Origin of the sequence: uncultured Spongiibacter sp., from assembly GCF_964011655.1 — a bacterium.
Taxonomy (GTDB): Bacteria; Pseudomonadota; Gammaproteobacteria; order Pseudomonadales; family Spongiibacteraceae; genus Spongiibacter; species Spongiibacter marinus.
Map to the genome: position 1 here is coordinate 22503 of NZ_CAXGPO010000001.1, position 21112 is coordinate 43614.

Consider the following 21112-nt stretch of genomic DNA (forward strand, 5'->3'; position numbering starts at 1 on the left):
AATGTCTAGGCGCCCGGAAACCGCCTTGCGGCTCGCATTCGCCACAGCGCAGTTTTATACTTGCCGCTCTCAATTCTCAGCGCAGCGAATCCACCATGAATCAGCAGCAATTGAAAGAAGCCGTGGCCGCAGCGGCCATTGAGCGCGTAAAACCCGCCATTCTCGACGGCGAAATCATCGGTATTGGTACCGGCTCAACCGCCAACTGCTTCATCGACCAGCTCGCCGCCCTAAAAGATGACATAAAAGCGACTGTAGCCAGCTCTGAAGCCTCGGCACAACGGCTGCGCAGCCACGGCATTGAAGTGGTTGAGTTAAATAGTTGCGGCCAAATTGCGGTCTACGTGGACGGCGCGGATGAGAGCAACCAGCGCCTTGAATTGATCAAAGGCGGCGGCGCCGCACTCACCCGAGAGAAAATCGTCGCGGCAGCGAGCAAGCAATTCATCTGCATCGCAGACGAAAGTAAATTGGTCGACCAACTGGGCGCCTTTCCCCTGCCGATTGAAGTTATTCCGATGGCGCGCAGCTATGTGGCCCGCGAGCTGCTGAAGATGGGTGGCAACCCGGTCTACCGCGAGGGCGTTGTCACCGACAACGGCAATGTAATCATCGATCTCTACGACTTTATGATCGCCACCCCACAAAAAACGGAAGAAACCATCAACGGTATCACTGGCGTTGTCACCAACGGCCTGTTTGCCCTGCGGCCCGCCGACGTACTGCTGCTTGGCACCGCCGACGGCGTTAAGACGCTACAGCGCGAGGGCTAGGGGCAACGATGTTTAACAATATTCTGGTTATCTGTATCGGTAATATTTGCCGCAGCCCAAGCGCGGAATACATGCTGCGTCAGAAGCTCGCCGAGGTGAAACCCAATATCACCATTCACTCGGCTGGCCTTGGCGCGCTGGTGGATAAAGGCATCGACGACACCGCAGCGGCACTGCTCAGCGAACACGGCATCGACCCCAGCGGCCACCATGCTCGCCAAGTCGACCGGGACATGCTGACCCAGGCCGACCTCATCCTCACCATGGAATCGCGCCATATTCGCGGCATCAATAAAATTGCCCCACAAGTTGGCGGCAAGACGTTTTTATTGGGCAAGTGGTCGGAAAATCAAGAAGTGCCCGACCCTTACCGCAAGAGCCGGGAAGCCTTTGAGCACGTCTATAAACTGCTAGACCAATTCACAGACGACTGGCTGAAGTATTTGTAGCGTGTCGCGCTAGGGGTGTGAGGCCTTAACGCTTTCCAACATGCGCTTAACGGGCTGCACTTGGTTCATTGTATAAAAGTGGATACCCGGTGCGCCGCCCTCCATCAGAATCTGGCACATTTCCGTCACATACTCTTCACCGAAGGCAGCAATGCTCTCCAGGTCCTGGCCATAGCCATCGAGTTTGCGCGCCAGCCAACGGGGAATTTCAGCGCCGCAGTTGCGTGAAAAGCGCGCCAAATTCGCATAGTTGGTGATCGGCATAATGCCCGGGTAGATCGGCTTATCGATACCGGCCTTTTCGCAGGCATCCAAAAAGTAGAAATACGCGTCGGCATTAAAGAAGTACTGGGTAATGGCGCTGTTTGCGCCGGCATCCAGCTTTTCTTTTAAGTACGCCACATCCTGCTCGTAACTCGGCGCGTCGGGATGAACCTCCGGGTAGGCAGCAACTTCTAACTCGAAATGGTCGCCGGTGTGCTTGCGGATGAACTCGACGAGTTCGCGGGCATACACTAAGCGCGTTGCCCCCATTCCGGAGGGAATATCACCGCGCAATGCGACGATGCGACGCACACCCGCCTGACGATACTGTTCAACCAGCGCCAGAACCTCCTCTTCCTCGTCGCCACCAAAAGACAAGTGAGGGGCGACATCAATGCCCGCCGCCTTGGCATCGAGAACGATGCCCCGGGTATTGTCTCGGGTAGACCCGCCCGCACCATAGGTGACGGAAAAGAAGTCTGGCGCCAGACTATTCAACTCATTGCGGGTGGCAACAAGCTTTTCGCGACCGGCTTCGGTCTTGGGTGGAAAAAATTCAAAACTGTAGCGATTGGCCATGCACACATCCGCTTATTATCTGTCACGCGTATTAACGCCCCGCGCCCAATAGGCGGCGCGGGGTAAACGGCAGCGGCAAAACCGCTACCTCGGGCTTAGTATTTGTAGCTGTCCGGCTTAAAGGGGCCGTCAACGCTCACACCGATGTAGTCGGCCTGATCCGCTTTGAGTTTGGTGATCACGCCACCAAAGCCCGCCACCATGTGCGCGGCAACCTCTTCGTCCAACTTCTTAGGCAGCACTTCAACGGTGATAGCAGCTTCGCGCAGCTCTTTTTCCAGATCGGCAAAGCGGCGCTCGTACAGGTAAATTTGCGCCAGTACTTGGTTGGCAAACGAACCGTCCATAATGCGGCTGGGGTGACCGGTGGCGTTACCCAAGTTAACCAGGCGACCCTCTGAAAGCAGGATCAAGTGATCGTTGCTAGCGCGGTCGCGATACACAACGTGCACCTGCGGCTTGATCTCATCCCACTGCCAATTTTCACGCATGTAGGCCGTGTCGATTTCATTGTCGAAGTGACCAATGTTGCACACTACGCAGCCGTTCTTCAGCGCCGCCAGCATATTCGCATCGCAAACGTTCACGTTACCGGTTGTCGTTACCAGCAGGTCGGTAGTGCCCAGCAGTTCGCTATTGATGCTGCTTGCCTCACCCGTGTTCACACCATTGATGTAAGGCGACACCACTTCAAAACCATCCATACAAGCCTGCATGGCGCAGATGGGATCGATTTCCGTCACTTTTACGATCATGCCTTCCTGACGCAGTGATTGCGCAGAACCTTTACCAACATCACCGTAGCCAATAACCAGCGCTTTTTTGCCCGACAGCAGATGATCTGTAGCGCGCTTGATCGCATCATTTAAGCTGTGGCGACAACCGTATTTGTTGTCATTCTTCGACTTGGTCACCGAGTCATTGACGTTGATCGCGGGCACTTTCAGCTCGCCCTTTTTCAACATATCTTGCAGGCGGTGAACCCCTGTGGTGGTTTCTTCAGTGATACCGTGGATCTTGTCGAGCATCGCCGGGTACTTCTCGTGGAGAATACCGGTCAGGTCGCCGCCATCGTCGAGTACCATGTTGGCATCCCAGGGCTGACCGTCTTTCAAAATGGTCTGCTCAATGCACCACTCATACTCTTCCTCGGTTTCACCCTTCCAAGCGAAAACAGGAATGCCGGCCGCGGCGATCGCCGCTGCAGCGTGATCCTGAGTGGAGAAAATATTGCACGACGACCAACGCACTTCTGCGCCGAGAGCGGTCAACGTTTCGATCAACACCCCGGTTTGAATGGTCATATGAATACAACCGAGAATTTTGGCACCCGCCAAGGGCTTGCTATCGCCATATTTTTCGCGCAAAGACATCAGCGCAGGCATTTCACCTTCTGCGATGCTCAGTTCTTTGCGCCCCCATTCGGCCAGGCTGATATCGGCAACTTTATAGTCGCTGAAATTTTCTACTGCAGTTACTGTGGCAGTCATATTGCTATCCTCAAATTAATTTCGCGAGTGGCTTTGCTTCTTACACCGCCGCTTTCAGCGCCTCGGCGCGATCGGTTTTTTCCCAGCTGAAGGCCGTGCTGGTTTCGCTGCGGGCTTCACCGTTTTCTGTCCATTGGTACGTATGCTCGTATGGCTCCCGACCAAAATGGCCGTAGGCCGCTGTGGGCTGATACATGGGGTGAGCCAAGTCCAGCATATTGGTAATGCCGTAGGGGCGCAGGTCGAATACCTGGCGCACTGCCGCCACCAATTTTTCATCACTGACTTTGCCGGTGCCGAAGGTGTTCACCGAAATCGAGGTCGGCTCCGCGACACCAATCGCATAGCTCACTTGAATCTCGCAGCGGTCAGCCAGACCCGCGGCGACAATATTCTTCGCCACGTACCGGCCAGCATAGGCCGCACTGCGGTCCACTTTGGAGGGGTCCTTGCCCGAGAAGGCACCACCGCCGTGACGCGCCATACCGCCGTAGGTATCAACAATGATTTTACGCCCCGTCAGCCCGCAGTCACCCACTGGGCCACCGATCACGAAATTGCCGGTGGGGTTGATGTGGAATTGCGTACCGGCGTGCAACAAATTGGCAGGCAGCACATGCTTGATAATCTCTTCGCGCACGGCTTCCTGAAGATCAGCCTGGCTGATATCAGGGTTGTGCTGGGTCGACAACACAACGGCATCAACGGCGACCGGCACGCCGTTCTCGTAACGCAAGGTCACCTGACTTTTTGCATCGGGGCGCAACCACGGCAGCACACCGTTTTTGCGCAGGTAAGCCTGGCGCTCAACCAAACGGTGGGAATAAAACAGCGGTGCAGGCATCAGGTGCTCGGTTTCGTTAGTGGCGTAGCCGAACATCAACCCTTGGTCGCCCGCGCCCTGATCTTCAGGCTTGGCGCGATCCACCCCCTGATTAATATCGACTGACTGCTTGCCAATGGCATTTAATACGGCACAACTGGCGCCATCAAAACCCACATCGGAGCTGTTGTAGCCAATGCCGGTAATAACGTCGCGAATAATATCTTCCAGATCCACGTAGCACGAGGTGGTGACTTCTCCGGCAACCACTGCCATACCCGTTTTAACCAGGGTCTCTACGGCAACCCGGGCATGCTTGTCACGCGCGATGATCGCGTCGAGCACCGCATCGGAGATTTGATCGGCAAGTTTGTCTGGGTGTCCTTCCGATACCGACTCGGAGGTGAACAGGCTGTATTCAGACATTGATAGTCTTCCTCATTGTAATGGCCCTGTGGCCAGCTCGTTATTTCTTGCCCGGCTTTATAAACTGCCGAACTTGCACGCGAAAACCGTTTAACTGGGCCAGGTACACTGACGGCCCCTCTTCCAAGCCGCAGGCCAACGCCCACTCGCTTAATTCTTCCTGAGCAATGCCCAGCCACAAATCACCGCAGGCCTCTCTGGCCCAGTTTTGATCGTGAGGGCAGAGCTCTGCCAGGCAAAATACCCCGCCCGGACTCAACATGCGCTGTACGTCGTTAAAAATATCTGACGGCGACGGCACGTGGTGGAGCACCATATTGGCAATCACACAATCGGCTCCACCCTCGGGCAAACGCCGGCTGCGGCTGTCGCCCAGCACAAACTCTATGCCGTCGAGCCCTTTGCCAGCAGCGGCGGTGCGCGCTTTGTCCAGCATTGGCTCACTGTTATCAAGCGCGATCACCCGCGCGTAACGGCCAGCCAGTTCAGCCAGAAAATCGCCCTCTCCTGGGCCGATCTCGACCGCCAAACGCCCACCCTCGGGCTGACTGGCCCGCAACAGCTCAGCGCAACTTGGGCCGTATACACTGTAGGCCACCATTTGCTCTTGCTGCTCACCGAACTCACCGGCGTGCTCAGCGAAAAACGCTCGCGAGCGCTCCGCCCGCTCGGCGACCACTTTTTCTAGCTGCCGCTGCTGCCCCGCATCCAATACCAGCTGCTCGGCAGCATTAAGCACCGCGGTGTGCAGCTCGGCCACACTGGCATGTTCAGCTTGCCAATTGCGGCGGTAAAACAAGCTATTACCTTCGCGACGACGAACAACCAACCCCGCAGCGGCGAGTATTTTTAAATGGTGGCTCATGCCCGACTGGCGAACATCTAAAATCTGGCACAGCTCCTGAACGCTGTAGGCATCGCGACTTAACACACGCAGCACTTGCAGACGCAAGTTATCGGCTCCCGCCTTGCAGAGCTGGAGAACCATGGCGCCGATAGCCGGCGCGCTTGGTGTTACAGGGAGAGACTCAGAGGAATCTGCCGCCGCCACATTGCAAGAGTGTGCATCCATGGCGAGGCAGTGTAGCAGCCTTAAGGGCTATATCAAAATATTTTGATATAGATTTCCATTTAGTAATTATTGCACCAGCGGCCTCGGCATTGGCGCCGCTGAGGGGAAGGAGTGCCGCAGGATTCGCCACACCACTTGACCAAACTGCCGCGGCAACGAGCCGGTATTGTAATGCTGACCAAATTTCTGACATATCGCCCGCAGCTCTACCGACATTTCCTCGTAACGGTGGGCCGGCACAGTGGGAAACATATGGTGCTCGATCTGGTGACTAAGATTGCCTGACAATATATGGAACAGCTTGCCACCACTGAGGTTCGACGAGCCTCGCAACTGACGCAAATACCATTCCGCTCGGCTCTCGTTATCCAACACCGAGCGCTCAAATACCTCGGCATCGGCGGTAAAGTGGCCGCAGAAAATGATCATAAATGTCCAAAGGTTGCGGATCAGGTTGGCAACCAAATTACCGCTGAACACCGTTAGGAAAAACGGCCCGGCAAGCAGCGGGAAAAACACATAATCTTTAAGCAGTTGACGCCGGGTCTTCTTCCAGAGCGGTCTCAGCTCCTCCTTTAACTGCGACCAGGACTTCCGCCCCTTGGCGACCTTGCCCAGCTGCAGCTCCTGAATTGCCACGCCCCACTGAAACAACAGCGCCAGCAATACCGCGAATACCGACTGAAACAGGTAGGAAAAATGCCAACGCTGCTCGGGGAAGAGCCGCAGCAGGCCGTAGCCCACGTCATCATCAAGCCCCTTGATGTTGGTGTAACTGTGATGCTTGTAGTTGTGGCTCTCGCGCCAGTTGTCTGACGTGCCGACGATATCCCACTCATACGTCGCGCCGCGCAGCGCAGGTTCGTTCATGAAGTCGTATTGGCCGTGCATCACATTGTGGCCAATTTCCATGTTCTCCAGAATTTTTGCCACACCCAGCAATACGGTGCCCAGTATCCATGCAGGCGGGAAAACGCCGATAAACAGCAGCCCTCGCCCCACGACCTCCATGTATCGCTGCACGCGAATCAAGCGGCGAATGTAGCGAGCATCGCGCTCGCCCACGTCGGCGATCGCGCGCTTTTGCAATGCGTCGACGGCCTCGCCAAACGCGGTTAATTCCTCTGGGCTCAGCGCCCGACTTTTCCCTTGACTCACAAAGCTCACCTATATGTCCAATTCGATGTTGCTGTTTGCGCGGCTGACGCACAGGCGCACAGAACCGGCCCCGCGAAGCTGCTCACCATTTAACTGATTTTGACTTTCCCCACTGCGCTGACCACAACTGCAACTGTTGCAAATACCCATGCGACAACCGTGAGGAGGCTGGTGCCCCGCCTCCTCTAGCGCGTCGAGTAACGACTGTTGAGAAGAAACCGCGATCGTTTGCCCACTGCGAGTTAACGAGACCTCAAAGAAACGCTCCTCTGCCACCGCCTCACCGAGCCGTTGCGGTGGACTAAATGCCTCGGCATAAAAACCACCCGCCACGTCAGAAAATAGCTCGCGAGCCGCTCCCACAAACGCACTGCCACCACAGGCAAATACACTGGCATTTAGATACCGTTCACACAGCGGCGCCGCCACCTCCGGGCTCAGACGCCCAGTCGAATAAAGCGATGAGGAATCACCGGCGTTGCAAAACCGCCTCACGGAAAACTGGGGGTGCGTCTGGCAGAGCGCGTCCAGTTCCTCGGTAAAGCAGAAACGCTCGACCTGCTTCTCCCAATACCACAGCTCACCCCGAAGCGCCTCACCGCGCCTTGCCTGCTCGGCAATCAGGTTATAGATCGCCGTAATACCACTGCCCGCCGCGAGAAACAGCTGCGTCGGCGCCCCTGCCAAGCCTTCCACAAGCTCACCATAGGGCTGGCTGAGCTCAAGCACATCGCCCACGCGCAAGTGATCGTGTATGTAATTGCTGACAAGCCCGCCCGGCTCACGACGCACCGAGATGCTGACACATCCCCCCTCAGCGGGGCGCGACAGACTGTAACTACGGTTGCAGAGGCGACCGTCAATCTCGACAGACACATTCACATGCTGACCAGGCTCTGCCGATTGAAAATTACGGTTTGGCCGCAGCTCGATACTCAGCGTCTCTGCGCCTTCCATGCGCAGGCTCTGCACGCGGGCAAATACCCGCCGCCACGCCGTAATGCTGCCGAACTCGCGAGCCCAAAAATCAAATTGCGACTCGCTTATCAGCGCTCCTAGCATTCCTGCCACACGCGGCATGCGCTCAGGGAAACTATTCAAAGAAGAAACCACACTCGCCATTGCTTTCATCCGGTGGTGAATTTTCGACCAATATACACCTGTATTTATAAGTGTCAATACACTTGTATATTCATGTGTATATTTACTTGTATATACGAACGTCAAACAACGCACTAGAATGAGCACTTCAGGCCAGCAGGGCCAACCGCGAACACGGCAGAGACATGGGCATCAGAACACGACGCAAGAACAAGCAGGAAGCCGAGACCAGCAGTCGCCGGACACAGGTTACCGCGCAAGATTTAATGGATGCCGCCGTGCGGCTGCTGGGCACTCACCGCAGCGTTTCCACACTGAGCCTTCGGGAAATTGCGAGAGAGGCCGGGATCGCCCCCAACAGTTTTTACCGTCACTTTCGCGATGTTGATGAGTTGACGGTTGCGCTTATTGATCAGGCAGGGCGCGCCTTGCGCGGTATTATCCGCGAAGCGCGACAGCGGCTTTCCATGGAGCGCAGTGCAATTCGCACGTCGGTCGAGGCGTTTATGGACCAGCTCGACGCCGATGAAAAATACTTGCAGGTGCTGCTGCGCGAGATGTCCACGGGCTCGGACGCCTTCCGCCAAGCCGTCGAACGGGAACTCACCTATTTTGAGGACGAATTGCGCGACGAGCTTGAGCGCATGGAGAAACTCACTGGCCACGCCACCTTTGAACCTGCGCTCACCGCAAAGGCCATCACCCGCCTGGTTGTGGCCATGGGCGCCAGTGCCGCCAGCCAGTCGCTTGACCAGCGCGCCGAACTCATCGACCAAACGGTCATCATGATTCGCATGATCATGGTCGGCTCCCAAGCGATGGCAAAGAAAGCTTAGGCCCCCTCGACAGCCCCCAAGCCAATACAAAAAAGGAGCCTTTCGGCTCCTTTTTCATTCTTGCTACTTGCTGATTGGGGTCAGCACAATCGGCAAATCATCAACCGGCTTCGGCAGTGGCACGGTTTGCATCTTGTCGCTGAAGTTGTCCGCCAGGCGGAACTCGTAACGGCGCAAGAACTGGTGGAGGAAATTCTTCACCTGCATTAGCGCAAAGTGCATACCGATACACTTGTGGCCGCCGCCACCAAAGCCAACAAAGCTAAAGCTGTGACGCTTGTGCTCATTGCGCGGCTCCAGCCAGCGGTCGATATCGAACTTAAGCGGAGCGTCCCAATACTCACCCATGCGGTGGGTATGCTGCGGCGCCATAAACAAAATGGTGTTGGCAGGAATTTTAAATCCGCCCAGCTCACACTCATTGATGGTGCGACGCTGCATCATCATCACCGAGGGGTGCAAGCGCAATGCCTCTTTGGTCGCCGCTTCAGCAAGTGGCATTTTCTCCAGGTCTTCATACTCCATGAAGTCCTTATCGATCGCCTGGGCTTCCTCGCGCAGGCGCTGCTGCAACTCAGGGTTTTGCCCCAGGTGGAACAGCAAGTGGCTGAGTGCACTGGTCGTTGTATCGTGGGCGGCAAAGAGCAGGAAGCTCATGTGCGCAACGATATCCTCATCAGAGAAGTACTCCCCTTCTTCGGTCTTTTCCTTGGTGAAGAAGGTAAAGGTATCGATGCCATTACCCGCACGACGCTCGCCAATCAGCTTGCCGAAAAACTCCTTGAGGAAGCGCTCCGCTTTTTTACCTTTCGCGTATTTGGTGCCGGGGATTTCTTTGGTGACGATACCCATTAAGCCATCGGCAATATCCAAGAATGCGGTATTCAGCTCATCGGCACGCGAGTCGTCTTTGTCCAGGCCAACGAAAATTTCCGAGGCAACGTCCAGCAGCGTTTGCTTAATGGCTGGGAAGAACAGCATTTCCTTGTTCTTGCCCCACGCTTCAACCGCCTCGCCAATCATCGGCCCCATCGTGCCGATATAGCCTTTCATCGCGTCATTTTTGAAGGCCGTTTGCATCATACGACGCTGAAAACGGTGCTCCTCGTGGTCGCGCAGCAACAGCGCACCCTTATAGAAGCGCCCGAGAGAGCCCATGTACCCCATCTCGGCAGAGAAATTTTTATCGCGATCCAGGTAAACCTCTTTATAGAGGTCAGGGCCAACCAGCAGTACGCCTTTAAAGCCCGCCAGACCGAAGCGAGAAACTGGTCCGAACTCCTTGTATTGTTTATCGATCGTGCCGTAGAGGTCTTTCACCAATGGAAAGGTGTGACCAATAATCGGCCACCCAAACGAGCCGGGAATGTGATCCAACTTGTCGTTATTGGGAGCGAGTTTGTAATCCGTATTGACTGCTGTGGCCATGCTTCTGCCCTCCGAAGGGGGTCCGTGTAGTGAATTATTTTGGAAGTCATCATAGAAGCCAGCCCGATACATATCAAGCGTTCGATATGAAATATTCGTCATCTTCAGGTATAGTTCCGCTCAGCGACAATTGAGCACACCCAGAGGTACGCCCCACAGTGAGGAAAGTAGACCACGACAGCCGCCGCGAGGAAGTCGCCGAAGCGGCCGCGAGACTCATTGCCAGCAAGGGGCTCGAGGCACTCACCACCCGCGCACTGGCAAAGTCACTGGGGTGCTCCATCGGCGTGCTCTCGCACTACTTCAGCAGTAAAGAAGAAATTGTGATTGCGGCGTTTCGCTGGGCAGACCAGCGCATTGACCTGCGCATGCAAGAGGCCAGCATCCAGCAGGACAACCTGAGCCTGGATCAGTTCTTCCCCATCATCAAAGCAGGCCTCCCCCTCGATGAGGAGTCCGACCTCGAGTGGCGAGTGCGCTTAAATTTGCACACCTTCGCCCTCACCCACAACGATAGCCTGCAGGCCGAGTTGGAAAAGAACACACAGAACCGCGAATTAATGCAAGGGATGATCACCTCGCTGCAGGCGCAGGGTGAATTGCGCGACGATGTCAGCGCAGAAGACATCACCAATATCGCCTTTGACCTGGTGATCGGCATGGCCAAGAACCTGGTGATGAGGCCCTTCAACGAGCGGGAAGAGCGGTCGGCCTATCTGTTTAGAATGATTGAACAGCTGCGCCCGGAGAAACGCCGTCCGGACGCAGCCAGCGCTTAAGCGCGGCTTTTCTCGATAACCTCGGCCGCGTACCACTGCAGCATTGCCACTTTCTCGTCGACCGTTTTGTCATCGGGCTCAGAGGCATAGACATCGCGGAAGGCAACCAACACCTCATCAACGCCGATATCTTCTAAGCGTTTAATGCCATCGGCGCTGTAGGCCTCAGCAGTCATGGCTTGAAATTCAAAGGGCAGATGATCGCGCCCATACTCAACGCGGAATTCATTGATTTGATCGATCATTGCCTTGATCGAGTCTAAATCACCACCGGCCGCAATCCAGCCATCACCCAGGCGAGCCGCGCGGCGCAGTGCAGGCTTAGAGTGACCACCGACAAGAATCGGGGGGCGCTCGCTCGGCACGGGGCACAGCTTAATTTCCGGCAGATCGAAGATTTCCCCCTGATAACCAAAATACTCGCCGCTCATCAGGCCGTTGATGATCTCAATCATTTCGTCCATGCGCTTACCGCGGCGCTCCCAGGGGACATTGGTGACTTCGAAGTCTTCGGCCCAGGGGCTAATACCGACACCGTAGCCAAAGCGGTTACCGCTGAGAATAGCCAGCGTCGACAACGACTTAGCGATAAGCGCTGGCTCGTGAACAGCCAGTTTGTGCACTGAGGTTGTGAAGCGAATATTTTCGGTTTTCGCTGCCAGGTGAGCCGCTAGCAGAAAGGGCTCCATAAAGGGAACACCATCGAGGAACTCTCGGCTACCGTCGTTGTTATAGGGGTACTTAGAGCTCGCTTCTTTGGGATAGCAAATGCTGTCAGGCATGGTGATGGTGTCGAAACCCAGCTTCTCCGCTTCAATACTCAGCGGCACATACTGTTCAACCGGACACATACTGTGGTGGTAGGCAAACTTCATGGTGGCATCCTTCTTTGCTTATTGTTCCCCGCCGATGCGGTATCGATCTTCACTATAGTGTGGCGAGTTCGCCGCCTATAACCTCCGAACGGACGAGTTTACGTATTGGTATGGCGACTGGAGGCAGGCAGGCTGAGGATAGTTGCTGGCGGTATAAGCTCGCAAACCGCCAGCGCCAAGCCATCGCCCACGAAACAGGCGCTGTTTTTTGCTAAGCTAAGGCGCTATACCACCGCCGCATGCAAGGAATATGACACTGACCGCTGTTAAAGACACCCGAAGCCACCGCACACGTGACAGCCTTATTCGCGCGGCCGAAAGGCTCTTTGCCGAACAGGGTGTCGATGGCGTCTCGATCAATACCATTACCCGCGCCGCCGGCCAAGCCAACCGCAATGCGGTGCAGTACCATTTCGGCAATAAAAATGGCCTGCTACAGGCGATTTTCGACAAGCACGGCCCCGCCCTTGCCGAACGCCGCGCCGAATTGGCAGACCAAATGCTGGCTGACGGTGTTGCCACGCCACAACTGGTTGCCACCGCCATTGTTCAACCGCTGATCGAGAAGCTGGACGACAGCGACGGCGGCGAAGCCTATATCCACATCAGTGCCGAACTGATTGCCACCAATACCCTGGGCTACGACTTGGCGGATAAGCACTCCCTGCAGTTGGCGCGGGAAACCAAAATCGCAAAGCTGGCAGCGCAGGAACTTACCGAGCTCCCCCCCGAAATTGCCCAGCAGCGCATTCTATTGATGAACGTACTCGGCTTTCACGGCGTGTCCGACCATGCGCGGGTGCGCAAAAACACGGGGTTTAACCCACTGATCCGCGACACGGACTTCATGGCCAGCAACCTTATTGACAGTATGGCGGCCATATTGGAAGCGCCACCGTCGCAGCACAGCCTGGATATTTTGGCCAAGCGGCGACAAACCACCCAACACGGCGACCCGTCATGCGCCTAACCTTTCTCGGCACCAGCGCCGGCACCCCCACTCGGCACCGCAATGTCACCGGCCTGGCGCTGGCCATCGACGACGCCCGCGATTGGTACCTGTTCGACTGCGGTGAGGGCACTCAGCACCAAATACAGCACACGCGATACAGCAGCGCCAAATTGCGCGCCATCTTCGTCACCCACGTGCACGGCGACCACTGTTACGGGCTGCCAGGCCTGATTGCCAGCGCTAACATGAGCGGCCGCAAAGCCCCCCTAACTATTTGCGCGCCCGACGGTATCGAACAATTTATCCGCGCCACCTTCCTGCACACCGACATACGGGAACTGCGCTTTCCTCTGGAATTTGTGCGTAGCGATGCGCCGGACTTCCATTTTGACGATGGCCACCTGCGGGTCAGCGCTCACGCGCTGTCTCACCGCGTCCCCTGCTTTGCCTACCGCGCCGAGGAAGTCCCACCCCGCCACCTGATTGAAGAAACGTTAGACGCCAAGGGAATTCCCAGAGGGCCGCTGTGGAACCGACTGCAAAAAGGGGAAAACATCGTCTTGGATGACGGCCGCGCCGTGCTCGCCGACGATGTTAGCCAGGCGGCCTGGTCACCGCGCAGCGTTATTGTCGGCGGTGATAACGACCAACCCGCCCTGCTACACGACGCCATGTGCAACAGCGACGCCATGATCCACGAGGCAACGTTTACCGAGGACGTTCTGGCCCGGGTGGGACCGCAATACATGCACAGCACGGCGGCCATGGTGGCCAAAGCTGCCGAGCGCAGCGAACTGCCGCACCTACTGCTAACGCATTTCAGCCAGCGCTATCGCCTCAAAGGTGGGGAAAGTGTTGAACACAGCATCGACGACCTGCGCAAAGAAGCGCGCCAGCACTACAGCGGCACATTGATCATGGCCGAAGACCTGGAGTGCTATCAGCTGGAAAAAAACCGCGACATAACGCCGCTTTCAACCGACCCTAAAAGGCCCTAGGGCATCGCCTCTAGCGCAGCACGCTGGCGCTCCTGCTCTTCGCGAACCCACTGTTTGTTGTGCTCACCGGGCACAAGCAAGATCGGTGGCGGCGTTTGCGAGAAGGCAGCCAAACTTGCCGCGACAACATCCTCCGCGCTCGACCAATACGCCTCGGGAATCGAACGCTTATCAAAGCCCGCCAGCGCCTCACGCCCGTGAAAGTCGCTGTGGGTGTAACCGGGGCACAGGCACTGCACGGCAATACCGTGACGGTGATTTTCCTTGGCAAGAGACTGACTAAACGCCACCAAAAACGCTTTTGAAGCGCCGTATACCGCAGCGCCTTTCATCGGGATCAAGCCCGCCATGGAAGCAACATTAATCACCCGCCCGCGACCGAGTTCCTGCATGTAGGGCAGCGCGCCACGGCACAGCGACACACTCGCCTGACAATGCAGGGACAGCATCTCCAGCTCAGTGTCGAGGTCACTGTCCACCAGCGCATTGTCGGTGGTGAATCCGGCATTGTTAATCAGAATGGTCACCGGGCCTTTTTGCCGGATGGCCTCCATCACTTCGGCCACGCCCAGCGGCTTGCAAAGATCGACGGCAATACAGTGAATCTCACAGTCGACGCTGGCCAGGCTCTCGGCAACACGCGACAGTTTTTCTGCGTCGCGCGCCACAAGAATCATTGATGAGCACTGCGGAGCAAGCGCCTGCGCGAAGGCTCGGCCAATTCCGGCAGAGGCGCCGGTAATTAATGCAATATCGGAATTATTCGCGCTGGCCATAGTCCATCTCTTAACATTGTTCAGGGCGTGAATTCTGCACTGAAGGCGCGCCGAGGGGAAGTCGAATCCCGGGAACGCGAGTTACCAAGTGTTCATGTCAGCGCGACGGCAACACACCCCAACAGGAGGCAATATGCGCAACTATCTCACCTGCTACGCCGCCGGCAGCCTCGGCGGCTTGGCCAACAGCCTGGCGCTTTGGCTTTGCGGTCTGTACGGACTAACCGCCGCCGCGGGGGTCAATATTTCGCCACCACTAACGCCGGAATGGCTCTATCCGCGCCTGGTCTGGGGAGGCCTGTGGGGCCTGCTATTCGCCCTGCCGCTCTTCAGCGGAGCGTGGTTGCGTCGCGCCTTGCTGATCAGCCTCGCCCCCAGCGCCGTCCAGCTTTTCATTATTTTTCCGTATCACTCTCCGTACGGCCAAGCGGGGCTTGCCCTCGGCACGCTAACGCCCGTTTTTGTGCTGGCATTCAACGCGGTATGGGCAATTACCTGCGCGCTTAGCTTGCGCCTGACTCGTTAAAATGAAGAGCCGGGCTGCTGCAAGAATTCCAGCTCTTCGGCGCTGGACGCTCGCCCAAGCACGGCATTGCGGTGAGGGTAGCGGCCGAAGCGCTCGATAATATCGGCGTGCTGGCGAGCAAAACGAAGATTATTCTCCACGCCCAGCGCCTCGTAGAGGGCAAGAGACTGCCGCTGAATCAGTTTCGATTCACTGTGCATATACGGCATGTATAAGAACGCCCGCTGTTGCTCATCGAGAGTGCGATCTGCACCGCCGGCAATGGCCTCTTGCGCCAATACCAGCGCTAGCGGGTCACATTGAAACGACTGCGGGCGGTCGCGATAAATATTGCGGGAAAACTGATCCAGTACAATGACCTCGGCCAAACGCCCCAGCGGCTGGTCACGCCACTTATATAGCTCGGCGGCCGCCGCAGCACGGTGACATTCACCAAATCGTTTGGCGATTAGCGAATCCAAATCTGCCGACTTGGCGAACCACTGACCGGGTGTCAGTTCATCAAACCAAAATTCTATTACCGCTTGCCACGTTGTCACCGAACACCCTCCGTTACATAACATGCCGCCATCCCCTGCTGCCAAGCCGCAGATAACCAGTATAAAGTGCATAGGCACAGCGTTGCGCCTGCTGCGACTCATTAACTTACTGCAGAGGCAGCCCAATTACTGTTAACGAGCCACCAACAGCGGACAGTTAGCCACAAGGGCTGCTAAAATGCCGTCGAAAATTCCCTCAGCTGGAGAGCACCCGATGGCCAAGGCAAAGGCGGTTAATTTTGAATCTGCCCTCAAAGAACTCGAAACACTCGTGCAAACGATGGAATCTGGCGAGCTGAGCCTGGAAGAGTCGCTAAAAGCCTTCGAGCTGGGCATGAGCTTGAGTAAAGACTGTCAGCAGGCGCTTGCCGATGCTGAGCTTAAGGTGCAACAACTCACTGCTGACCTCGACGCTACGGACCCCGCCTAATGCCCTTTGACACCTATCTTCAGCAATGTCAGTCGCGGCTACAGCGCGCGCTGCCGGAGCACCTGGCCCAGGCATTTAGTGAGTTCAGCGATCACGATGCCAGCGAGCAGCTGGCCCGCCTGACCGAGGCCAGCCAATACAGCATTATGAATGGTGGCAAACGCGTGCGCGCCACACTGGTCTATGCCACCGCGCAAACCTTACAGGCCGACATCGACGACGCCACATTGGACAGCATTGCCTGCGCCATTGAGATGATCCATGCCTACTCCCTGGTTCACGACGACTTGCCCGCCATGGACGACGACGACCTGCGCCGCGGCAAGCCCACTTGCCATATCGCCTACGACGAGGCCACGGCCATTCTTGTTGGCGACGGCTTGCAAAGTCGCGCCTTTGAACTGATCGCCGAGCTTCCTCTCCCTGCCACACATTGCGTGGCGATGGTCAAGCTTCTGGCGGCCGCCAGTGGCCCGCGCGGCATGGTCGGTGGACAAGCTATCGACCTCGCAAATGTTAATCGCAGCCTCGATCTGCACACACTGCAAACCATGCACCAGCTCAAGACCGGCGCGCTCATCCGTGCGGCTATCGGCCTGGCCGCCCTGGCCTGCGGAGCCAGCGCGTCACAGCAGCAACAACTGGACGATTATGGCAAAGCCGTCGGCCTGGCCTTCCAAGTGCAGGACGACATCCTCGACATAGAGAGCGACACAGCGACATTGGGCAAAACCCAGGGCGCCGATATCTCGCTAAACAAGCCGACCTTCCCCAGCCTGCTCGGCCTCGATGGCGCCAAGGACCTCGCTCGGCAGCTCCACCAGCAAGCCGTGGCAGCACTGAGCAGCTTTGGCGATCACAGCGACGCCCTGCACCAACTTTCCAACTATATTATTGAGCGGCAACACTAAGCGGGCCATCAACATTGGCCGCTAACAACGTATAGTACCGCGCGAACACCGTGTCGCAGGCCGACAATTGGTTTACAATTGCCCCCTTTTTCGCCGCTTTGGGTCAGAAATTGATGTTCCAGAAAATTCCCTCGCAGCCACCGTCAACGCCCTTACTCGATGGCATCGCCGACCCGGACGACCTGCGCGGCTTGGAAGAACAGCAACTCCGTCAGCTCGCCTACGAACTCCGCGAGTACCTGTTGTATTCGGTTGGTCAAACCGGCGGACATTTTGGCGCTGGCCTGGGCGTTGTCGAACTCACCATCGCGCTGCACTACATTTACAACACCCCCGAAGACCGCCTGGTCTGGGATGTCGGTCACCAGTGCTATCCGCATAAAATATTAACTGGCCGACGCGAGCGCATGAATACCATGCGCAAAGCAGGTGGTTTAGCCGGCTTCCCCAAACGCGAGGAAAGCCCCTTTGACACCTTCGGCGTCGGGCATTCCAGCACCAGTATTAGCGCCGCTCTGGGCATGGCCATTGCCGCCCGACAACAGGGCATCGACCGGCGCACCGTTGCGGTCATTGGCGACGGCGCCATGACCGCGGGCATGGCCTTTGAGGCCATCACCCACGCCAGCCACACCGGTGCCAACATGCTGGTGGTGCTGAACGACAACCAGATGTCGATTTCGAAAAACACAGGCGGGCTGAACACGTATTTTTCTAAGATCTGGGCATCGAAAACCTACAACCAGATCCGCAGTGGCGGCAAATCCGTGTTGGAGAAATTCCCCGGCCCGGCAAAAGATATTGCTGCCCGCCTGGAAGAGTACATGAAGGGGATGGTCTCTCCTGCCACGCTATTTGAAGAGCTGGGCTTCAACTACATTGGCCCCATCGACGGTCACGACCTGGATGTACTCGTTCCCACTTTGCGCAACCTTCGCGAGCTCGACGGCCCGCAAATGCTGCATATCATGACTAAAAAGGGCAAGGGCTTTGCCCCGGCCGAGAAAGACCCGGTAGGCTTTCACGCTATTTCGAAAATTGAGGCCGACACCCCCGCCGCAAGCAAAAAACCGGCGACCCCTGTTAGCAAACCCAAATACCAGGATATTTTTGGTCAATGGCTGTGCGACCAAGCCGAGGCCTGCGACAAACTGGTGGGCATCACGCCGGCAATGTGCGAAGGCTCTGGAATGGTTGCCTTCTCAGAGCGCTATGCAAAGCGCTTTTACGATGTTGCGATCGCTGAGCAACACGCCGTTACCCTCGCTGCCGGTATGGCCTGTGACGGCTTGAAGCCGGTTGTCGCAATTTATTCAACGTTTCTCCAGCGCGCCTACGACCAACTGATCCACGATGTTGCCCTGCAAAACCTCGATGTGACCTTCGGCATCGACCGAGCGGGCCTGGTCGGAGAGGATGGCCCCACCCACGCAGGCGCCTTTGACCTCAGCTTCTTACGCTGCATTCCCAACATGGTCGTAATGGCGCCCGCCGACGAAAACGAAACCCGGCAAATGCTTCATACCGCCTATCACTACCCAGGGCCAGCGGCTGTGCGCTACCCCCGCGGCACTGGCCCAGGAGTTATACCAGCCACAGAGATGGCGGCCCTGGAGATCGGCAAAGGTCGAAAAATACGCGAAGGTGGCGAGGTCGCGATTCTGAGTTTTGGCACACTTTTAACAGCTGCCCAGGAAGCGGGAGAAAAGCTCAATGCTAGCGTTGCAGATATGCGCTTCGTTAAACCACTGGATACCGAGCTAATTGACCAGCTCGCTGCGACGCACTCGCTGATCGTCACCGTTGAAGAGAATGTGATCGCTGGTGGCGCAGGCAGTGCGGTAACGGAATACCTGCATCAGCGCGGCGTGAACGTCGCGGTATTGCAGCTCGGCCTGCCCGACACCTTCGTCGACCACGGCAACCACCATACTCTGCTCAGGCAGCTCGGTCTGGACGCCGAGGGCATCGCCCAAAGCATTCAACAGCAACTGCAAAGCTGAACTAGCGCGCGGCGACTTCCGGCATAGCCGGCCTCGCCGGTAAGGCCTCCCCCTCAACGGGCTCAGTATTCGCCAGGCGCGCCTGCAAGCGCTGGTAAAGGCTATCGAGGTGCTGCTCATAGGAGCGCAACGGCATAAATGCGCTTGGCTGGTACAACTCGAGATCAGCGATCGCCCAGCGCTCAACCAAGCCCTGGCTCTGCAAATACAGCAACGATCGCAAGTGGCTTCCGCGAATCACCGAATTCGCCGGGCGCAAGCCGATTACCGGTTTGTGCATTGCCACCGCCTCGCTCACCATGCTCAAGCTATCTTCCGTGCAAAAAATGCGCTCTGCTGCCCCTAAGTAGGCATCGGCATTCGGGCTACTTGCACCCTGATACACAATGGATGACAAGCAATTCTGCTCGTCGAGGTAGCTGCCGAGGATCTCTCCCGCTTGCTGGCCGCTGCGGCGCGACGTGGTAAGCAGCCACTGAATGCCGTGGCGCGTGGCGACCGCCGCCATCGCCTGACCCAGCTGATGCCAATCACTCTCCTGATAGCGCAGGCCGCTGCCATCGCCCCCGACCAGCATCGCCCACAGCGGACGCTCAGCCTGCTCTGACAACAGGCTACCTGCACGGGTATTTTGCTCGGCATCGGTTTTGCAAAGTGCTACCCGGCTGGAAACATTGCACTGCTGCCAGGCGCTGCTAGCTGAAGCGGTGGGAAACGCGGTGACATTTGCCGAAACGGCATTGGCGGGCAGGCTATAGCAATTTCCGATCACGACATTGCGACAGCGCCAATGCTGACTCAGCGCAACATTCAGCGCCAACACATTGCCACCGAAGGACACAACAATATCCGGTGCGATATCCGGCAATTCATCACAGCGGTATGCGATAGACACCAGCCGCTGCGCCCAGGGTTGATTCATCGCGGCCAGTAGTCGCAATAGTCGGTTTAGCAACTTTAGCTTGGGTCGCGCCCGTATGGCGCGAATCTGGGTGTCACCCCGGTGGCCCCGAGCAAGCAGCCGCGCTACGCCCTGGGCCTGCGAAAAATGTCCGGGCTTACCATCGTGAAGGACTAAAATGTGTTGCGACATCCGCGCCGACTCTCTCTGTTTACGATGAGAGAGAGGCTATCGGCTGCCAATGACTGAGCGGCGACAATACACTTACGGTTTAGTGACAGCGCCGCAACTCAATGAGTGTGAACAGGACCTAGAACAAGTGCCCCAGTTTGCCGGACTTTGTTGCCAGATACTTGGCATTGTGAGGGTTTTGCCCCGTTTGCAAGGGCAGGCGTTCAACCACGTCGACGCCCTGATCCGTCAGCGCATTGACCTTGCGAGGGTTGTTGGTCATCAAGCGCACTTTGCTGATACCGAGCTCTTCGCACATGACTTTCAGCAAGCTGTAATCACGCATGTCTGCACCAAAGCCCAGGCGTTCGTTTGCCTCGACCGTATCGGCGCCTTCATCCTGAAGTTTGTAGGCGCGGATCTTATTCATCAGGCCAATGCCGCGGCCCTCTTGCCGCAAATAAAATATGGCACCGCGACCTTCCTCGGCAATTTTCTCCATCGCCGCCTGAAGCTGGGAGCCACAGTCACAGCGCATGCTGAACAGGGCATCACCCGTCAGACACTCTGAATGGATACGGGCGAGCACAGGCTGGCCGTCGTCGATATCACCGAGGCTTAATACAACGTGTTCTTTGCCGAGTTCGGCGTCCTCGAAACCATGAATATCAAACACTCCCCAAGGGGTGGGAAGCTTGGAGGACTCAATAAAGCGGACCGCCACAGGCATCTCCAAGAAAAAATCCGGTCGCGCATTTTAGCAGCGACGCGCGCAGCAGGCGAGCCAGAATACGCAATTGGGGCAGCCAGGGCCTGTTAACACTAATTGAGTTACGCCTGTTGCGGCTAAAA

The 21112-nt window shown here is 56.8% G+C and carries 22 protein-coding genes; 10 read left to right on the forward strand and 12 right to left on the reverse strand.

The features are described from left to right. The first annotated feature begins 95 nt into the window (after positions 1–95). Positions 96–773, forward strand: a complete 678-nt coding sequence (gene rpiA, locus ABNS66_RS00120; protein WP_286838692.1) for a ribose-5-phosphate isomerase RpiA — start codon at positions 96–98, stop codon at positions 771–773. 8 nt (positions 774–781) lie between these two features. Next, a complete protein-coding gene (locus tag ABNS66_RS00125; protein ID WP_286838693.1) occupies positions 782–1222 on the forward strand; it encodes a low molecular weight protein-tyrosine-phosphatase in 441 nt (146 codons plus the stop codon). A gap of 9 nt (positions 1223–1231) precedes the next feature. On the opposite strand, the gene metF is transcribed toward ABNS66_RS00125, so the two are convergent. From metF to ABNS66_RS00155, 6 genes are all read right to left on the reverse strand, one after another. After that, the gene (gene metF / locus ABNS66_RS00130) at positions 1232–2065 is read right to left on the reverse strand and encodes a methylenetetrahydrofolate reductase [NAD(P)H] (protein ID WP_204994677.1); all 834 of its coding nucleotides are present in this window, start codon (positions 2063–2065) and stop codon (positions 1232–1234) included. Positions 2066–2160: 95 nt separating this feature from the next. Continuing rightward, positions 2161–3555 (reverse strand): adenosylhomocysteinase, encoded by a 1395-nt coding sequence (gene ahcY / locus ABNS66_RS00135; RefSeq protein WP_286838696.1) that lies wholly within the window; start codon positions 3553–3555, stop codon positions 2161–2163. Between the two features lie 40 nt (positions 3556–3595). Further along, positions 3596–4804 (reverse strand): methionine adenosyltransferase, encoded by a 1209-nt coding sequence (gene metK / locus ABNS66_RS00140; RefSeq protein WP_204994679.1) that lies wholly within the window; start codon positions 4802–4804, stop codon positions 3596–3598. A gap of 40 nt (positions 4805–4844) precedes the next feature. Continuing rightward, a complete protein-coding gene (locus tag ABNS66_RS00145) occupies positions 4845–5792 on the reverse strand; it encodes a metalloregulator ArsR/SmtB family transcription factor (protein WP_286838698.1) in 948 nt (315 codons plus the stop codon). A 150-nt stretch (positions 5793–5942) separates the two neighbouring features. Continuing rightward, a complete protein-coding gene (locus ABNS66_RS00150; RefSeq protein WP_286838700.1) occupies positions 5943–7034 on the reverse strand; it encodes an acyl-CoA desaturase in 1092 nt (363 codons plus the stop codon). Positions 7035–7043: 9 nt separating this feature from the next. Beyond that, complete coding sequence (locus tag ABNS66_RS00155; protein WP_286838701.1) at positions 7044–8156, reverse strand: iron-sulfur cluster-binding domain-containing protein; 1113 nt, start codon at positions 8154–8156, stop codon at positions 7044–7046. A 164-nt stretch (positions 8157–8320) separates the two neighbouring features. Here ABNS66_RS00155 and fabR point away from each other — a divergent pair, with 164 nt between their 5' ends. Next, a complete protein-coding gene (gene fabR / locus ABNS66_RS00160; protein ID WP_204994682.1) occupies positions 8321–8971 on the forward strand; it encodes an HTH-type transcriptional repressor FabR in 651 nt (216 codons plus the stop codon). Positions 8972–9034: 63 nt separating this feature from the next. On the opposite strand, the gene ABNS66_RS00165 is transcribed toward fabR, so the two are convergent. Beyond that, on the reverse strand, positions 9035–10399 hold the full coding sequence (locus ABNS66_RS00165; protein ID WP_204994683.1) for a cytochrome P450: 1365 nt from the start codon (positions 10397–10399) through the stop codon (positions 9035–9037). A gap of 158 nt (positions 10400–10557) precedes the next feature. Here ABNS66_RS00165 and ABNS66_RS00170 point away from each other — a divergent pair, with 158 nt between their 5' ends. Continuing rightward, on the forward strand, positions 10558–11178 hold the full coding sequence (locus ABNS66_RS00170; protein ID WP_204994684.1) for a TetR/AcrR family transcriptional regulator: 621 nt from the start codon (positions 10558–10560) through the stop codon (positions 11176–11178). On the opposite strand, the gene ABNS66_RS00175 is transcribed toward ABNS66_RS00170, so the two are convergent. After that, positions 11175–12053: a TIGR03619 family F420-dependent LLM class oxidoreductase gene (locus tag ABNS66_RS00175; protein ID WP_204994685.1), complete on the reverse strand. Its 879-nt coding sequence runs from the start codon at positions 12051–12053 to the stop codon at positions 11175–11177. The two genes, ABNS66_RS00170 and ABNS66_RS00175, sit on opposite strands and share 4 nt — an antisense overlap. Positions 12054–12303: 250 nt before the next feature. On the opposite strand from ABNS66_RS00175, the gene ABNS66_RS00180 reads away from it, so the two are divergent. Both ABNS66_RS00180 and ABNS66_RS00185 read left to right on the forward strand, forming a co-directional pair. Further along, a complete protein-coding gene (locus ABNS66_RS00180; RefSeq protein WP_286838704.1) occupies positions 12304–13023 on the forward strand; it encodes a helix-turn-helix domain-containing protein in 720 nt (239 codons plus the stop codon). Then, the gene (locus ABNS66_RS00185; protein WP_286838706.1) at positions 13014–14003 is read left to right on the forward strand and encodes a ribonuclease Z; all 990 of its coding nucleotides are present in this window, start codon (positions 13014–13016) and stop codon (positions 14001–14003) included. The genes ABNS66_RS00180 and ABNS66_RS00185 overlap by 10 nt, the downstream gene beginning before the upstream one ends. On the opposite strand, the gene ABNS66_RS00190 is transcribed toward ABNS66_RS00185, so the two are convergent. Further along, entirely contained in the window at positions 14000–14779 is a 780-nt protein-coding gene (locus tag ABNS66_RS00190) for an SDR family NAD(P)-dependent oxidoreductase (RefSeq protein ID WP_286838708.1), read from the reverse strand. The genes ABNS66_RS00185 and ABNS66_RS00190 overlap by 4 nt on opposite strands. 133 nt (positions 14780–14912) lie before the next feature. Between ABNS66_RS00190 and ABNS66_RS00195 the strand changes: the two genes are divergently transcribed. Continuing rightward, entirely contained in the window at positions 14913–15305 is a 393-nt protein-coding gene (locus ABNS66_RS00195) for a hypothetical protein (protein ID WP_286696342.1), read from the forward strand. Here ABNS66_RS00195 and ABNS66_RS00200 read toward each other — a convergent pair. Beyond that, entirely contained in the window at positions 15302–15844 is a 543-nt protein-coding gene (locus tag ABNS66_RS00200; protein ID WP_286696343.1) for a DUF924 family protein, read from the reverse strand. The two genes, ABNS66_RS00195 and ABNS66_RS00200, sit on opposite strands and share 4 nt — an antisense overlap. A 214-nt stretch (positions 15845–16058) precedes the next feature. Here ABNS66_RS00200 and ABNS66_RS00205 point away from each other — a divergent pair, with 214 nt between their 5' ends. From ABNS66_RS00205 to dxs, 3 genes are all read left to right on the forward strand, one after another. After that, positions 16059–16274: an exodeoxyribonuclease VII small subunit gene (locus ABNS66_RS00205; protein ID WP_027873163.1), complete on the forward strand. Its 216-nt coding sequence runs from the start codon at positions 16059–16061 to the stop codon at positions 16272–16274. Next, on the forward strand, positions 16274–17185 hold the full coding sequence (locus tag ABNS66_RS00210) for a polyprenyl synthetase family protein (protein ID WP_204994691.1): 912 nt from the start codon (positions 16274–16276) through the stop codon (positions 17183–17185). Before ABNS66_RS00205 ends, ABNS66_RS00210 begins: the two co-directional genes overlap by 1 nt. A 113-nt stretch (positions 17186–17298) precedes the next feature. Then, a complete protein-coding gene (gene dxs, locus ABNS66_RS00215) occupies positions 17299–19188 on the forward strand; it encodes a 1-deoxy-D-xylulose-5-phosphate synthase (protein WP_286838712.1) in 1890 nt (629 codons plus the stop codon). A 1-nt stretch (position 19189) separates the two neighbouring features. Here dxs and ABNS66_RS00220 read toward each other — a convergent pair whose 3' ends face one another. Next, positions 19190–20281, reverse strand: coding sequence for an ELM1/GtrOC1 family putative glycosyltransferase (locus tag ABNS66_RS00220; protein ID WP_286838714.1), 1092 nt, complete (start codon positions 20279–20281; stop codon positions 19190–19192). 118 nt (positions 20282–20399) lie between these two features. Beyond that, a complete protein-coding gene (ribA, locus tag ABNS66_RS00225; protein WP_348655188.1) occupies positions 20400–20984 on the reverse strand; it encodes a GTP cyclohydrolase II in 585 nt (194 codons plus the stop codon). Positions 20985–21112: the final 128 nt, after the last annotated feature.

Bases quoted from the DNA above. Each gene is read 5' to 3' on its own strand.
- rpiA (WP_286838692.1), top strand. From the start codon at position 96: ATGAATCAGCAGCAATTGAAAGAAGCCGTGGCCGCAGCGGCCATTGAG.
- ABNS66_RS00125 (WP_286838693.1), top strand. From the start codon at position 782: ATGTTTAACAATATTCTGGTTATCTGTATCGGTAATATTTGCCGCAGC.
- metF (WP_204994677.1), bottom strand. From the start codon at position 2,065: ATGGCCAATCGCTACAGTTTTGAATTTTTTCCACCCAAGACCGAAGCC.
- ahcY (WP_286838696.1), bottom strand. From the start codon at position 3,555: ATGACTGCCACAGTAACTGCAGTAGAAAATTTCAGCGACTATAAAGTT.
- metK (WP_204994679.1), bottom strand. From the start codon at position 4,804: ATGTCTGAATACAGCCTGTTCACCTCCGAGTCGGTATCGGAAGGACAC.
- ABNS66_RS00145 (WP_286838698.1), bottom strand. From the start codon at position 5,792: ATGGTTCTCCAGCTCTGCAAGGCGGGAGCCGATAACTTGCGTCTGCAA.
- ABNS66_RS00155 (WP_286838701.1), bottom strand. From the start codon at position 8,156: ATGGCGAGTGTGGTTTCTTCTTTGAATAGTTTCCCTGAGCGCATGCCG.
- fabR (WP_204994682.1), top strand. From the start codon at position 8,321: ATGGGCATCAGAACACGACGCAAGAACAAGCAGGAAGCCGAGACCAGC.
- ABNS66_RS00165 (WP_204994683.1), bottom strand. From the start codon at position 10,399: ATGGCCACAGCAGTCAATACGGATTACAAACTCGCTCCCAATAACGAC.
- ABNS66_RS00175 (WP_204994685.1), bottom strand. From the start codon at position 12,053: ATGAAGTTTGCCTACCACCACAGTATGTGTCCGGTTGAACAGTATGTG.
- ABNS66_RS00180 (WP_286838704.1), top strand. From the start codon at position 12,304: ATGACACTGACCGCTGTTAAAGACACCCGAAGCCACCGCACACGTGAC.
- ABNS66_RS00185 (WP_286838706.1), top strand. From the start codon at position 13,014: ATGCGCCTAACCTTTCTCGGCACCAGCGCCGGCACCCCCACTCGGCAC.
- ABNS66_RS00190 (WP_286838708.1), bottom strand. From the start codon at position 14,779: ATGGCCAGCGCGAATAATTCCGATATTGCATTAATTACCGGCGCCTCT.
- ABNS66_RS00195 (WP_286696342.1), top strand. From the start codon at position 14,913: ATGCGCAACTATCTCACCTGCTACGCCGCCGGCAGCCTCGGCGGCTTG.
- ABNS66_RS00205 (WP_027873163.1), top strand. From the start codon at position 16,059: ATGGCCAAGGCAAAGGCGGTTAATTTTGAATCTGCCCTCAAAGAACTC.
- ABNS66_RS00210 (WP_204994691.1), top strand. From the start codon at position 16,274: ATGCCCTTTGACACCTATCTTCAGCAATGTCAGTCGCGGCTACAGCGC.
- dxs (WP_286838712.1), top strand. From the start codon at position 17,299: ATGTTCCAGAAAATTCCCTCGCAGCCACCGTCAACGCCCTTACTCGAT.
- ABNS66_RS00220 (WP_286838714.1), bottom strand. From the start codon at position 20,281: ATGTCGCAACACATTTTAGTCCTTCACGATGGTAAGCCCGGACATTTT.